10 protein-coding genes and 3 pseudogenes are annotated in these 14262 nt (G+C 69.3%); 5 read left to right on the plus strand and 8 right to left on the minus strand.

Translation table 11 applies throughout. The features are described from left to right. Positions 1–775: 775 nt before the first annotated feature. Positions 776–1482: pseudogene (locus DSC_RS03225) on the plus strand (tyrosine-type recombinase/integrase); the annotation flags it as partial. A gap of 58 nt (positions 1483–1540) precedes the next feature. Here DSC_RS03225 and DSC_RS16820 read toward each other — a convergent pair. From DSC_RS16820 to DSC_RS03245, 5 genes are all read right to left on the minus strand, one after another. Beyond that, entirely contained in the window at positions 1541–1684 is a 144-nt protein-coding gene (locus tag DSC_RS16820; protein WP_014159692.1) for a hypothetical protein, read from the minus strand. A 90-nt stretch (positions 1685–1774) separates the two neighbouring features. Further along, entirely contained in the window at positions 1775–2074 is a 300-nt protein-coding gene (locus tag DSC_RS03230) for a PepSY domain-containing protein (protein ID WP_043290370.1), read from the minus strand. A gap of 127 nt (positions 2075–2201) precedes the next feature. Then, the gene (locus DSC_RS03235; RefSeq protein WP_425476607.1) at positions 2202–5258 is read right to left on the minus strand and encodes an efflux RND transporter permease subunit; all 3057 of its coding nucleotides are present in this window, start codon (positions 5256–5258) and stop codon (positions 2202–2204) included. Between the two features lie 14 nt (positions 5259–5272). Continuing rightward, complete coding sequence (locus tag DSC_RS03240) at positions 5273–6349, minus strand: efflux RND transporter periplasmic adaptor subunit (protein WP_014159695.1); 1077 nt, start codon at positions 6347–6349, stop codon at positions 5273–5275. Beyond that, a complete protein-coding gene (locus DSC_RS03245; RefSeq protein WP_014159696.1) occupies positions 6346–7752 on the minus strand; it encodes a TolC family protein in 1407 nt (468 codons plus the stop codon). Before DSC_RS03245 ends, DSC_RS03240 begins: the two co-directional genes overlap by 4 nt. 192 nt (positions 7753–7944) lie before the next feature. On the opposite strand from DSC_RS03245, the gene DSC_RS03250 reads away from it, so the two are divergent. The 3 genes and pseudogenes from DSC_RS03250 to DSC_RS16985 all read left to right on the plus strand — a co-directional run. Further along, on the plus strand, positions 7945–8610 hold the full coding sequence (locus DSC_RS03250; RefSeq protein ID WP_014159697.1) for a response regulator: 666 nt from the start codon (positions 7945–7947) through the stop codon (positions 8608–8610). Further along, positions 8607–10016 (plus strand): ATP-binding protein, encoded by a 1410-nt coding sequence (locus DSC_RS03255; protein ID WP_014159698.1) that lies wholly within the window; start codon positions 8607–8609, stop codon positions 10014–10016. Before DSC_RS03250 ends, DSC_RS03255 begins: the two co-directional genes overlap by 4 nt. A gap of 24 nt (positions 10017–10040) precedes the next feature. Next, a pseudogene (locus tag DSC_RS16985) lies at positions 10041–10184 on the plus strand (IS1595 family transposase); the annotation flags it as partial. Between the two features lie 87 nt (positions 10185–10271). Here the strand turns inward: DSC_RS16985 and cueR are convergent. Continuing rightward, positions 10272–10727, minus strand: coding sequence for a Cu(I)-responsive transcriptional regulator (gene cueR / locus DSC_RS03260; RefSeq protein ID WP_014159699.1), 456 nt, complete (start codon positions 10725–10727; stop codon positions 10272–10274). Further along, the gene (locus tag DSC_RS03265) at positions 10702–13167 is read right to left on the minus strand and encodes a heavy metal translocating P-type ATPase (protein WP_014159700.1); all 2466 of its coding nucleotides are present in this window, start codon (positions 13165–13167) and stop codon (positions 10702–10704) included. The genes cueR and DSC_RS03265 overlap by 26 nt, the downstream gene beginning before the upstream one ends. Positions 13168–13343: 176 nt before the next feature. Between DSC_RS03265 and DSC_RS03270 the strand changes: the two genes are divergently transcribed. After that, positions 13344–13580: a heavy-metal-associated domain-containing protein gene (locus tag DSC_RS03270; RefSeq protein WP_014159701.1), complete on the plus strand. Its 237-nt coding sequence runs from the start codon at positions 13344–13346 to the stop codon at positions 13578–13580. A gap of 376 nt (positions 13581–13956) precedes the next feature. On the opposite strand, the pseudogene DSC_RS15955 reads toward DSC_RS03270, so the two are convergent. Next, positions 13957–14136: pseudogene (locus DSC_RS15955) on the minus strand (AcaB family transcriptional regulator); the annotation flags it as partial. Positions 14137–14262 lie beyond the last annotated feature (126 nt).

The following is a 14262-nucleotide window of genomic DNA, read 5'->3' on the forward strand; positions in this document are numbered from 1 at the left end:
GGCTGGCCGCTATGGTGGATGCTGGCGCTGAGCCCCAGGAGCGACAGGCGGCCAGTCACACCACTGTCATGTACGCGAGGGTCATGTAGGCGGCGAGCCGTGACAAGACCCGTTACGCATGCGTTGTTCTCTTGCCGGTCTATCAGGTCAGTTACACAGTCCCGTTCGTCTTGAGCGGAGGCTCGGAACTGGGCCAAATTCGGATGAGCAGACTTGCCCAGTCTGCTGATAGACCAAATGGGAATTGTGTTGAGGGCAGACGTGGAACAAGTAACGCTTTACTCTGCAGCCAGTAGCAGAGCTTCTAAGAGGGGCTTCGGCATGAAGCCAGCGACGCTCGGCAGGTGTCGTCGAGCCTGTGTCGAACATAGCTGTCTGTAGCCGTGGCTAGTTCTCGCCGGACGAGTGCGTTGCCCGGTTTTTGGCAGGTGGTTTAAACTAGTCCAGTCGATAGTCCATATCGAGCGCGGGTACTCAAGAGAATCGTTTTAACTCAACCACTTAGGGGTCAAATTCGATTCCCTTCACCCGCTCCACTGCATCATTCTGCGGACTTGTGCAGAAGTCCAAGAGAGTCTGCAAGTCATTGCCACACAAGGACTTTTCCTCTCCTGGACGTTCTGCCGTGGTCCACTGCGATCCGCCTACGGCCGGGACTTCTAAGTCCATAAACAAGTCCATTTTTGCGGGCGCGGCTGATTTACGGATTGTGGATGGAGGGGCGAGGTCGACGTGACCAGCATCTGGTTCCTGACTCATGCTCAGGAGCAAGAGCATGGCACTGTCAGACCTGGCCGTTCGGCAGGCCAAGGCAACTGGCAAGGCATACACCGTCACCGACCTGGATGGTCTCTCCCTGGCCGTCACGGCTGCAGGGGCAGGACTTGGCACTTCCGCTACTACTGGGCGGGCAAGCAGAAGCGGATATCGCTCGGCACCTACCCGGAGGTGACGCTTCGCGAGGCCCGCCGCCTGCGCGACGAAGCGCGCGCCCTGCTGGCCAGAGGCATCAATCCTCGCGTTCACCGCAAGCACAAGCGCGCCGCTGTCCAGCTCGCCCACGAGAACACCTTCGATGCGGTGTATCGCAGTTGGCTCGCGCATTGCGGGCTCAGCCTCAAGGAAGGCCGGCAGACGACCCTCTCAATACTTCCGCGCATCTTCGACAGGGATGTGCTGCCCACCTTGGGCAAGCGCTCGATCCATGAGATCAAGCGTCCCGACCTCTTGGAGGTGATCGCCAGGATCGAAAAGCGCAGGGCGCTATCGGTCGCCGGGAAGGTCAGGAGGTGGTTCAACCAACTGTTCCGCTACGCGCTGGTGGTCGTGCCAGGCCTGGAGCAGAACCCTGCATCCGATTTCGATGTGGTGGCGCTGCCGCTGCCGCCCGTCAACCACAACCCGTTCCTGCGCATGGCCGAGCTGCCAAAGCTGTTGCAGCGGCTGCGCAGCTATCGCGGCAGGCGGCAGGCGCAGCTCGGGCCACCACCCGGTTGCCGCGGCTGACGAACAGATACCGGTGTGCGGCATCCACGGACAGCTAGTCCCAGCCGCCGGGGCCGCCCTGCGGCAGGCGTGCCAGCACACGCATGTCGGCGGCGGGTGCGGCGGCGCGGGCCATCGGGGCGAATGATGTCAGGTTGAGCAGGGAAATCGTCAGCAGGTAACGCGGGGATGGCTTCATGGGCAAGCGCCTTCGGTGGACCCCGTGGGGCCGGATGAAACACGCCGCCGTGGCTGGGCCACGGCGGCGGGCTGGTCGGCCCGCGCCGGTTCAGTCCTTGCCGTCGTCGATCGCGTTCTCCAGCACCTTGCCGTCCTTGGCATCCACGCCGATCTCGTGCACCACGCCGCCGGCGCTGATGTCGAACGAATAGCGCAGGCCGCTGCCACCGGGCTCCTTCTCCAGCTCTTCCTTGACGATCTTGCCGGGCGAGGTCTCGAGGGCGATGGCGCGCGCCTGGGCCATGCTGACGTGGGCCTGTGCGGCAAGCTTTTCGGTGTTGCCGGCCATGGCCGAAAACGCGGCGACGGACAGGGCAAGCGACGAGGCGACCAACAACAATTTACGCATGAGTGTCTCCAGACATTTGATGACGGTAGGCCGGGCGCCGTTCGGCGTTCGGCAACGTCAGCATGTGCGCAGGCGCTTAGTTGGCCCTTATGCCCGTACGCGATGCGGCGGCCTGCTGGGGGACCGTTCATGCTTGCGCCACCTTGTCCTGCTCGCGCCGGCGCAGGCGCGCGTAGAGCACCGGCATCACCAGCAGCACCAGTGGCACCTGCACCAGCAGGCCGGCGATGATCGCCACCGCCAGCGGCTGCTGCATCTGCGAGCCCTGGCCGATCGCCAGCGCCAGCGGCAGCAGGGTGAGCATGGCGGCGATGGTGGACATCAGGATCGGCCGCGTGCGGTGCCGGCCGGCGCGTTGCAGCGCATCGTGCAGCGGCAGATCGCGCTGCGCATCGTCGCCGGCGCCCTGTTGCAGTTCGGAGAAGTAGAACACCGCCACTTCGGTGACGATGCCCACGATCATCGTCATGCCCATCATCGCGGAGATGTTGAGCTCGATGCCGGTGAGCCACAGCCCGATGAACACCGCCGGCAACGCCAGCAGCGGCATCGCCATGATCGCCAGCGCCACGCGGAAGCTTTCGTACAGGAACAGCAGCAGGGTGAATACCAGCGCGATCGCCGCCAGCATCACCATGGTTAGGTCGCGGAACGCCTGCTGCTGCTGCTTGTACACGCCGCCAAGCTCGTAATACATGCCCTTGGGCAGCAGGCCCTTGCGGGACATCACCTTTTTCACGTCGGCAATCGCCGAGCCCAGGCTGCGCCCGCTGAGGCGCGCGGTCACCGCGACCATGCGCTTGAGATTTTCGCGGTTGATCTCGGGCTGGCCCTGCACCTGCTTGAGCGTGGCCACCTGCGACAGCGGCAGCAGGTGGCCATCGGCCGCGCGGATCGGCAGTGCCGCGACCTGCTCCAACTGCTGATGCGAGCCTTCCGGCAGACGCACGCGCACGCCCACCACCTTGCTGCCCTCGGGCAGGCGTGCCGCCACGGTGCCGTCGATGGCGGCCGCCACCTGGTCGGTCACGCTGACCGGATCGAGCCCCTGCAGCGCCGCCTTGGCCGAATCCACCTGCACGGTCAGTGCGTCGCCGGCCGGGTTGATGCCGTTGCGCACCCCGACCACCCCGTTGATCTTGCCGACCGCGCTGGCCACCTTGGCCGCGGTGGCATCGAGTTGCGTGGCGTTGTCGCTGAACAGCTTCACCTCGATCGGCTGCGGCACGGCCACCAGATCGCCGATCAGATCCTCCATCAACTGCGACAGTTCGATATCCAGCCCCGGCACCCTCTGTTCGACCTGGGTGCGAATCTGCTCCATGACCTGTTCGGTGGACGGCCGCGAGCCGCTCTTCAGGCGCACGAAGAAGTCGCCCTGGTTGGCCTCGGTGAGGCCGCCGCCCAGCTGCAGGCCGGTGCGGCGGGAATAGGTGTCCACGTAGGGATTGGCGCGGATGATCACTTCCGCCTGGCGCAGCAGGCGGTCGGTCTCTTCCAGCGAGGTGCCGGGACGGGACAGGTAATCGAGGATGAAGCCGCCCTCGTCCATCTTCGGCATGAAGCCGGTGCCCACCCGGGTATAGGCAAAACCACCCAGCGCCAGCAGCGGCAGCACCAGCAGCAGCACCAGCAGCGGGCGCTTCAGCCAGGTCTGCAGGGTGCGCTCGTAGCCGGCCATCATGTGCTGGGTGAAGCGGCCGGGCGGATGCTCGGAGCGGTGGCGCTTGTCGAGGAAGCGTTCGGCCAGCAGCGGCACCGCGATCCAGGTCAGCAGGTAGGAAATGATCAGCGCGCTGGCCATGGTCAGCGACAGCGCCTTGAAGAACGCGCCGGTGACCCCGGAAAGGAATGCCAGCGGCAGGAAGATGATCACCGTGGCTGCGCTGGAGCCGGTCAACGGGCGGGTGAATTCCCACGCGGCGCCGGCGATGCGCTCGTGGATGCGGCTCCCGTCGTCGCCGCCAAGCCGGCGCATGATGTACTCCAGCATGACGATGACGTCGTCGATGATCAGTCCCACCGCCGCGGCCATGCCGCCCAGCGTCATCATGTTGAAGCTCATCCCGAGCACGTACAGCAGCAGCACGGTGATCGCCAGCACTGCCGGCACCACGATCATCGCGATCAGGATCACCCGCGTGTTGCGCAGGAACACGAACAGCACCAGCCCTGCCAGCACGATGCCGATCAGGATTGCGTCGCGCACGCTTGCCGCCGCGCCGGTGACCAGCTGGGTCTGGTCGTACCAGCTGGCGATCCGCACGCCGTCGGGCATCTGCGGGGCGAAGTCGGCCAGCCGCTTGCGCACATCCTTGGCGATCTGCACGCTGTTGCCGTTGGGTTGTTGGTATACCTGCAGCAGCACCGCGTTCTGGCCATCGGCGTTGACCCGGATCCACTGTGGCACGTGGTCCAGGCTCACCCGTGCCACGTCGCCCAGGCGCACGACGCCCCGGGAGTCGGCACGCAGCACGATGTCGCGCAGCGCGGCCAGCGTGGTGGGCTGGTTGTCGGCCAGCAGCAGGTACAGCTTGTAGTGGTCGGACAGCCGTCCCATCGCCTGGATGGTCGCCGCGCGGGTTACCGCGGCCGTCACCTCGGCCAGGCTGAGGTTGAGTGCGCGCAGCTTGTCCGGATCGACGTCGGCGTGGAACTCGGCCACCTCGCCGCCCTGCACCTTGACCTGGCCGACCCCGTTGATGCCGCTGAGCAGCGGACGCAACTGGTATTCGGCCAGCTCATGCAGTGCACTGGGCGAGACGGTGTGCGAGCGCAGGCTGTAGGCCAGCATCGGAAACGTGGTCGGATCCATCCGCCGCGTGCTCAACCGGGTACCCCTGGGCAACTGCGGCAGCACCTGGCCGGCCGCTGCGTTGACCTGCTGCAACGCGGCGGCCATGTCCGCACCCCAGTCGAAGGTGACCGCGATGTCGGCGCTGCCGCGACTGGTGGTGGAACGCACGCTGCGCACGCCACGCACGCGGCGCACCGCCTCTTCCACCGGCGTGGTCACCTCGATCGCCATCTGGTCGGCCGGGCGGTCGCCCGCATCCAGGGTCACCTGCACCCGCGGAAACGCCACGTTGGGGAACAGTGCCACCGGCATCAGGAGCGCACTGGCGCTGCCGCCGAGTGCCAGCATCAGGGCGAGAAACAGCAGCGAGCGCCGGTGCCGCTGCATCCAGAGCGAGAGATTCACCGCGCCGACTCCTGCACGGCGTCGCCGTCGTGGAGTTCGTACACGCCCTGCACGATCACCGGGGTCTTCGCGTCGAGCGGCCCGAGCACGCCCACCGGATCGCCGTCGGGGCTGCGCAGGGTCACATCCACGCGCCGGGCCTTGCCGTGGTCGAGCTGGAACAGGTAGTCGCCGCGCGCGTCATGCAGCACGGCGTCGCGCGGCACCGCCCAGGCGGTGACGTCGCGGGTCTCGATGGTGGCCTGCAGGGGCGCGCCGGCCATCAGCGTGGCGCTGGCCGGCGCCGGCAGGCTGACCCGCGCCGGCAGCAGGTGGCTGTGCGGATCGACCGCGGCGCCGATCACTGCCAGCGTGCCGTCGAGCGCGGGCGCATTGCCGTAGACGCCGTGCAGGCGTACCGCCATGCCGGGACGCAGCTTGCTGCCGTCGGGCGGCTGCACGCCCAGTTCGGCGACCAGCGCCTGATCCGGGGTGAAGGTGAGCAGCGGTGCGTTGGCGGCGAAGCGCTCGCCCTGGCCGATGCTGATGGCGGTGACCACGCCGTCGGCGGGTGCCACGACGGTTTCCTCGGCGCTGCCACCGCCGAGTGCGCGCTGCGCGGCCAGCGCGGCCTCGGCATCGGCCAGTGCCTTGCGCGCGGCGGCCAGCTGCGATTGCGTGGCCAGCCGCTGGCCGGCCATCTGCGCGGTGCGTGCCAGTTCGCTGCGCGCCAGCTGTGCCGCGCTTTGCGCCTGCTGGTAGGTGCTGCGCGCGGCCGGGTCGGGCGCGATCACCAGCAGCGGTTCGCCGCGGTGCACGCGCTGGCCGGTGCTCACCTTCAGCGCCTGCAGCTGGCCGCCGTGGCCGAGGCTGATCACGCGGGCGCGTTGCGGATCGCCGATCGCGCTGCCCCAGGCCTCCACCGTGTCATGGAAGACCTGCTGCCTGGGCGCCATGGTGGTGACCGCGACCACGCCGCGGGCGGGCGGTGCGGCATCGTCATCGGCACTGCCGCCGCCGCATCCGGCGAGCAGGGCGGCTAGCAGCAGCGGCGGCAGCAGGCGGAAAGTCGGCGCGGCGCGGGTGGGCATCATGGCGTGTCGGCTCGTGCGGAAGCGGGGGTGAGGTCGGTGCTGCCGAGCAGGGCGCCCAGCGCGATGGACGCGGTGGCCCGCCGCTGGCGCAGGTCGAGTCGGTCGAGGTCGGCGCCGAGCGCGTTGGCGCGGATCGTCAGGTAGGTGGGCCAGTCCAGCTCGCCGAGTCGCCAGCCGGCCTCGGCGGCGCGGCGCGCCTGCGCCAGCGCGCGGGCGTGGCGGTCCTGCGCGGCGGCGGCGCGGGTCAGCGTGGCGAGGTCGTCGGTGAGGCGGCGGATGTCGGTGCGCGTGGCGAGCACGCGCGCGGCGTAGTCGTCGCGCAGCTGCTGGCGGGTCGCCGTGGCGATCGCGATGTTGCCGCGGTTGCGGTCGAACAGCGGCAACGTGATGCCCAGGGTGACGCCGTGGGTGTAGACCGCGCTGGTGTCGCGCGCGGTGTTGAAGCCCAGGCTGATCGCCGGGAACTGCGCGCGGATGGCACCGCGCAGGCTCGCCTCCTGCGAGGCGTAGCCCGCCTGCAGGGCGAGCAGGTCGGGCCGGCGCTGCGGCAGCGCGTCCAGCGCGCGTTGCACGGACGCCGGCGACGGATCGGCCTGCCACGGCGGGCCGACCAGATCGATCGGCGCAGCCGGCGCCAGCCCCAGCAGGCCGTGCAGATCGGCCACGGCCTGATGCAGCGCCACGGTGGTGTCGTCGAGGCGGTGGCGCACGTCGGCGAGGGCGTTGAGCCCGGCGCTGGCGGCATCGTGGGTCAGATTGCCGGCGCGCAGCGCGGTCTGCACCTGCGCGGCGAGTGGCGCCAGCGCGTCGCGCTCGTGCTGCAGCCGAAGCTGCCGCGCCTGCAGTGTGGTCACCTGGTCGAACAGCAATCGCGCCTGCGCCACGGTCTGCCATTCGGCCCACAGCAGTTCGAGGTTCACCTGCTGCGCCTGGCTGCGCGCGGCGGCGACGCGGGTGGAGCGGGTAAGCAGGGCGCCGAGATCGGCACTGATGCCCGCGCTGTACGCGGTGGTGAGGTCGGCCGCGTTGCTGCGGGGAAAGTCCGCGGCCAGCCCGAGCTGCGGGTCCGGAAGCAGGCCGGCGGCGAACGCCTGCGCGCGCGCCACGCCCAGTGCATCGCGGCGGCTGCGCAGGTCCGGGTTGTTGGCCACGGCCAAGATGGCCAGCTCGGTCACGTCCAGCCCGTCGGCGGGATCGAAGCGATGCGCCGGCAGCCACGCCCGCGCCGACAGCGGCGCGCTGAGCTGGCCGACGCTGCGGGCACCGTCTCCGGATGGCAGCGGCAACGGGCGATACGTGGCGCAACCGGCCAGCAGGGCGAGCGCCAGCGCGGACACGCCGCGGACGAGGCGGGCGGCAGGGGCCAGGCGGCGACCGGATCGCGCGATGCGGCATCGATGCATGAAGCTCTCTCAAGCGGACGGCTCGACGGGCGCGGTACAGCCTGCACCACGCCGCGGCAAACCGCGATGATGGCAGCGGCGCCTTTGCCCCAGCTTAGGTGCGGCGTCGGCCATCGCAGGCGGGCGCGACGTAAGGTTGCGCCAAGCCGACGCGGTCATCATGGGGAAGCGGCAAGCGAAGGAGCCAACGGCGTGCACATCATCCTGGTTGAAGACGACGCCCAGCTCGGCGCAGCGATCCAGCGTGCGCTGGAGCGCCTGAGCTACACCGTCACCTGGCTGCGCGACGGCCGCAGCGCCAGCGCGGCGCTGGCCGATCGCAGCGCCGACCTGGTGCTGCTGGACCTGGGCCTGCCCGGTCGCGACGGGTTGGAGGTGCTCACCACCGCGCGGCGCGACCACGTCGACACCCCGGTGATCGTGATGACCGCCCGCGACGGGCTCGAATCACGCGTGAAGGGGCTTGATGCCGGCGCCGACGATTACCTGGTCAAGCCGTTCCACCTGGACGAGCTGGCCGCGCGCATCCGCTCGCTGATGCGCCGCCAGCACGGCCGCGCGGTCAACCGCATCGAGGCCGGCGCGCTCACGCTGGACCTGGCCAGCGCCGAGGTGCGCTTTCGCGACGAGCCCATCGAGCTGACCCGCCGCGAGTTCGCCCTGCTGCAGCAGCTGATGGAGCGTGCCGGACAGATCGTGCGCCGCGAACACCTGGAGAACTCCATCTACGGGCTGGACAACGTGGTCGGTCGCGGTGCGCTGGAGGTGCTGGTCCATTCGTTGCGGCGCAAGCTGGGCGCCGACACCGTGCGCACCGTGCGCGGCTTCGGCTACATGCTGCCGCGGGAGCCGCAGTGAGCGCGGCGAGCCTGCGCTGGCGGCTGGGCTGGCTGGTCATCGCGACGCTGGCGGTGGTGCTGGTACCGCTGGGCATCATCAGCTTCCGCGCCACGGTGGTGGAGGTGAACGAGCTGTCGGACGGCCGCCTGGCGCAGTCGGCGCGCACGGTCGACCTGCTGGTGCGCGAGGCGGGCATCGATGCGCTGCGTGAGCGCGCGGACCGCGCGGCATTCGCGCCGCCGCGGCTGACCATCCCGGCGGCCGGCCACGAGGTGGAGACCGAGGTCGGCTTCCGCGTCACCGATGCCTCGGGCGCGGTGCGCCTGGAGTCGGCCAACTTCGCCGATGTGCCGCGCGTGGCCGTGCCATCGGAAGGTTTCGGCGAGCTGGTGCTCGATGCGATGCACTGGCGCACCTACACCCTGCGCGATCCGGCGCTGGGCATCACCATCCTCGCCGGCGAGCGCTACGACAGCCGCAACGACATCACCCGCGCGCTGTGGCTGGATCACGCGCTGCCGCTGCTGCTGGGCATGCCGCTGGTGGCGATGCTGGTGGGCTGGGCGGTGCGCCGCGGCCTGCGTCCGCTCGACCGCCTCGCCGATACGCTGCGCCGCCGCGCGCCGGGCAGCCGCGAGCCGGTCGACCTGGCGCAGCTGCCACCCGAACTGCAGCCGATGATCGCCGCGCTCAACGACCAGCTGGCCCGGCTGGAGGACGCGCTGGAGCGTGAGCGCCGCTTCAGTGCCGACGTGGCGCACGAGCTGCGCACGCCGATCACCACCAGCCTGATCAACGTGGAAACGGCGATCGGCAGCCACGATCGCGCCGACACCGAGCTGGCGTTGTCGCAGACCCAGCAGGCGCTCACCATGCTGGCGCGGCGGGTGGAGCAGTTGCTGGCGCTGGCCCGCATCGAGGCCGGCGCCGCGGCGGCGCACGCCCGGGTGGATCTGCGCGAGATCGCGATGGAGGTGATCGACGAGCTCGCGCAGCCGATCGCCGACTGGAACGTGGAACTGTCGCTGTCGCTGCCGCCGCAGCCGCTGGTGGTCGAGGGCTTCGCCGCCGGTCTCGCCGCACTGCTGCGCAACCTGGTGGAGAACGCGCTGCGCCACGTGCCGCGAGGTGGCGCCGTGGAGTTGCGGCTGGAACGGCAGGCCGACACGGCGGTGATCGAGGTGATCGACAACGGCCCCGGCATCGCGCCCGAGCGTCGCGACGAGGTGTTCGCCCGCTTTCATCGCGAGCCGGGCGGGCGCGGCGACGGCTACGGGCTGGGGCTGTCGATCGTGCAGCGGGTGGCGCAGATGCACCGTGCGCGCATCGAGCTGGACGATGCCCCCGGCGGACGCGGGTTGTGCATGCGCGTGCGCATTCCGCTCGCGAGGATGAATCGCGACGCAACGCAGTCGTCGGCGTAATAGCGCGCTATTGCATGACACCTTCAAATTGCCAAGGATGCTCAGCGCTACCTCGCCGAGGCCATGTGGAGGTTCAGCCGCAGATTCGATCTGGAAGCACTGGTGCCGCGGCTGCTGTTCGCAGCCGCCAGAACCCGGCCATGGTCAGAATCTGCCCTGCGCGAGGTGCCGGCCCCTGCCACCCCGGCCGCTGCTTGGGCAGCACATCGAGCCGGTAGGGAACTTGCCGCGACGCGCTTACCTTCGGCTGATCAATCAGTGCGCTTTTTTGGCCTGCGCGAGGTCATCGAGGATCGGGCAGCCGGGCCGGTCATCGCCTTGGCACTTGTGCACCAGCGTCTCGAGCGCGCGCTGCATGGCCTGCATCTCCTTGACCCTTTGCGCAAGTTCGGCTGCGTGGGCCTTGGCGAGGCGCTTGACGTCCGCGCTCGCCCGGCCGCGGTCGTCCCATAGGCTCAGCAGTTCCTTGATCTGCTTGGTCGAGAAGCCCAGCGTGCGCGCGCGCTTGATGAACTGCAGGCGCTGCACGTCAGAGTCGCTGTAGAGGCGGTAGCCGGCGAACGTGCGGGGCGGTTCCGGGATCAGCCCGATCGACTCGTAGTGGCGGATCATCTTGGCGCTCACCGCTGCAAGCGCCGACGCCTCGCCGATGTTGTGCAGCCCCTGCTCACGGGATTGGCCGAGCTCAGGCTTGGGCGGTCTGCGGGTCATGGGCAGTCTCCGATTCGACCTGCGTGGCGGGAGCCCAGCGACGCAGCAGCAGGGTATTGGCCAGCACGCTGACCGAGGAGAAGGCCATGGCAGCGCCAGCGATGACGGGGTCGAGCAGACCGAAGGCAGCGAGCGGGATGCCGATCACGTTGTAGCCGAAGGCCCAAAACAGGTTCTGGTGGATCTTGCGGGTCGTGCGGCGCGAGATGTCGATCGCATCGGCCACCAGCGTGAGCTGCGGCCGCAGCAGGGTCACGGCGGCGGCGTGCATCGCGACGTCCGTGCCAGTCCCCATCGCGATGCCGACATCCGCCGCAGCGAGCGCTGGCGCGTCGTTGATGCCATCGCCGACCATCGCCACCGTCGCCCCCCCGCGCAGCGCCATCACCGCTTCGGCCTTCTGCGCAGGCAGGACGTTTGCGCGCACCTCATCGATGCCGATCAGGCGTGCGACCGAGCGCGCTGCGCCCTCGTTGTCGCCGGAGATCATCACCGTGCGCACGCCAAGGGCATGCAGGCGAGCCACCGCCGATCGCGCCTCGGGCCGGGGTTCGTCGCGAAACGCCAGCAATCCCGCCAGCGTTTTTTCAGTGCCGGTGCCACGCGCGAGCCACGAGATCGTGTGCCCCTGGTTGCGCATGGCGTCGGCCCGGTCCGCGAGCGGCGCGAGGTCGATGCCGGCCTCGCGCATCATCGCCTCCGAGCCCAGCAGCACCCGCTGACCGCCGAGCTCGGCTTCCATTCCGCGTCCGGCGACCGCGCGTGCCGACCTCATCTCCACCCGCGGCAGGCCGGCGGCAGCCTCGAGCACCGCATGGGCGAGGGGATGTTCGCTGCCGGCCTGCAGGCTCGCCGCCAGACTCAGCAGCTGCGATGCATTGCCATTGGCGGGGACGGCCTCCACCAGCACCGGCGTGCCGCGGGTCAGGGTGCCGGTCTTGTCGAAGGCGACCACGCCGATCTCGTGTGCCCTCTCCAACGCCTCGGCGTCCTTGATCAGGATGCCCGCGCGGGCGGCGACCCCGGTGCCGGCCATGATCGCGGTGGGAGTGGCCAGCCCCAGTGCACACGGACAGGCGATGACGAGCACCGCGACGGCATTGAGGATGGCTTGCGTCCAGTCGCCGCCCATCAGGCCCCACGCGAGCAACGTCACCAGCGCGATCGCAATCACTACCGGCACGAAGACCGCGCTGACCCGGTCGACCACACGCTGGATCGGGGCCTTCCTGGCCTGGGCGTCCTCGACCAGACGGATGATACGGGCGAGGGCGGACTCGGCCCCTACGGCGAGCGTCTCGACCAGCACCGGGCCTTCGCCATTGACTGCGCCGCCGGTGACCCGGTCGCCCTCGACCTTGGCCACGGGGAGCGATTCCCCGGTAATGAGCGATTCGTCGGCGTGGGTCCGGCCTTGGACGATGCGCCCGTCGACGGGGAAGCACTCGCCCGGGCGCACGACGACCGTCTCGCCCACGCGCACTTCGGCCAGTGGGACGTCCACGTCCTGATCGCCGCGACGCACGCGGGCGGTACTCGGGCGCAGCGCCTGCAGCGCGCGGATCGCCTCGGTCGTCTGCCGCTTGGCGCGCGCCTCCAGGAACTTGCCGAGCAGGATCAGCGTGATGATCACCGCCGACGCTTCGAAATAGAGCGGCCGGATGCCGTGGTCGAGCGCCGGCTGCAGCAGGTGGTAGACGCTCAGGTCATAGCCGGCGCTGGTGCCCAGTGCGACCAGCAGATCCATGTTGCCGGTGCCCGCGCGCACGGACTTCCACGCCGCGCGGTAGAACCGCGCGCCCAGCCAGAACTGCACCGGCGTCGCCAGGGCCCACTGGATCCACCCCGGGAGCATCCAGTGCTCGCCCCAGAGCAGCGCGGCCATCGGCGCGGCCAATGGCAGCGAGAGCAGGGCGGCGATCAGCAGGTGGCGTGCTTCGCGGCTCATGCCGAACGACCCGGCCGCGGCCTCCGGCGGCTGCCCTTCGGTGTCACTCGCCGCCGGACGCTTGGCCGAATAGCCGGCATCGGTGATCGCCCGGATGAGCGCCGCATCCTCCACGCTTGCGGCTGCGGTCACTGCAGCGCGCTCGGTGGCCAGGTTGACGGTGGCGTCGAACACGCCCGGCACCCGCTTGAGCGCCCGTTCCACCCGTCCCACGCACGAAGCGCACGTCATGCCATCGACCGCCAGGTCGACCGTGCGGGTCCCGATGCGGTAGCCGGCGTCTTCGACGGCTCGGCTGATGGTGGCCAGGTCGAGTGGTGCGGCGCCCTGTATTTCGGCCACCTCGGTGGCGAGGTTCACCTGCGCGGTCGCGACGCCGGGAAGGCGGGAAAGCGCGCGTTCCACGCGCCCCACGCATGAGGCGCAGGTCATGCCTTCGATCGGGACACGCAGGCTCGAGCCCGGGGCGGGCGGGGAGGTCATGGCGTTCATCGTGCACCTTTGGCAGTTCGGACAGGTGCAGCGTCGAGCTTGCCATCATGGGAAGGTCAACAGGGTGTCCCAGCTGAACGTTTCCATACGCGCTGCGGCGACGGGTTTGACCTTCCCATTGGGGCAAGCCGGATGCTCTGTCTCGACCGGCATCGGGCCGGGGAGGAGAACGCCTCATGAAATTCAATGTCGAAGGCATGACCTGCAGCCACTGCGAGCGCGCGATCACCCGCGCCGTCGCCGCGCTCGGCGGCACCGCCCGTGTAGACATCGCGGCCGGCACCGTCGAGGTCGATGGCGTCGCGGACGAGACGCGCGTTCGCACAGCGATCGAGGACGAGGGCTACCGGGTCCTCGGCAATGATGGGGCGACGGAGAAGGACAGCGGCTGCTGCGGGAGCTGCCACACTTGATCCACCGCCACCCGTTGGCGGGACACCTTAGCCCGACGTCCAACGTTCACCATTGCTGAACACGGGCTGCTCAACTTCGCGATGGAGTAGGAGTGTGAGCTTTTTCGCTGCCGCTGCGTGTGCTGCTGCGTGCGAGCCTGATCGCCAATGGCGTCGGGTTCGTGCAGCGTCCACGCGCACGCAGCTGGCACGTGGCAGGCACGGCGCGCATGAGGTCGCCGGGGCAGGCTCTGCCGCGTCGCCCCTGCAGCGATCCGGACACGACGATGCCCTCCATGCCGGCGAGTCGATGCCGGCGATGGGACCTGCCGCGATGGGCCATGGCGGTACCGGCGCTGACCTTGCGGATCCCGGCGCGGATGATGCATCGACAGAGGGCGCCGCGCTTCATCTTGTTGTTCATCGCGCTGATGAAGCCGTTGAGGCCAATGATGCCGGCGCGTCCTTCGGTCGGCGCCCGGCCGTGCCAGATGCGCGAAGCGTGATGCGTGTGCAGCGTCAGCGACATCGCGCTGCGCAGCGATCCGAGATTCAGTTGCAGGGGTTCATTGGCCATGGGTGACGACTCGCGGTAAGGGAGCGAGGCGCCAGCATCGGCATCGGCCGGAAGGCCGTCAGTCAACAAACCGCAGCCCATATGTGCCCGGTTTGTTCGCTGCCGGAAGGCTGGCTGTACCGGCTA

Source organism: Pseudoxanthomonas spadix BD-a59, assembly GCF_000233915.3.
In the GTDB taxonomy this organism is placed as follows: domain Bacteria; phylum Pseudomonadota; class Gammaproteobacteria; order Xanthomonadales; family Xanthomonadaceae; genus Pseudoxanthomonas_A; species Pseudoxanthomonas_A spadix.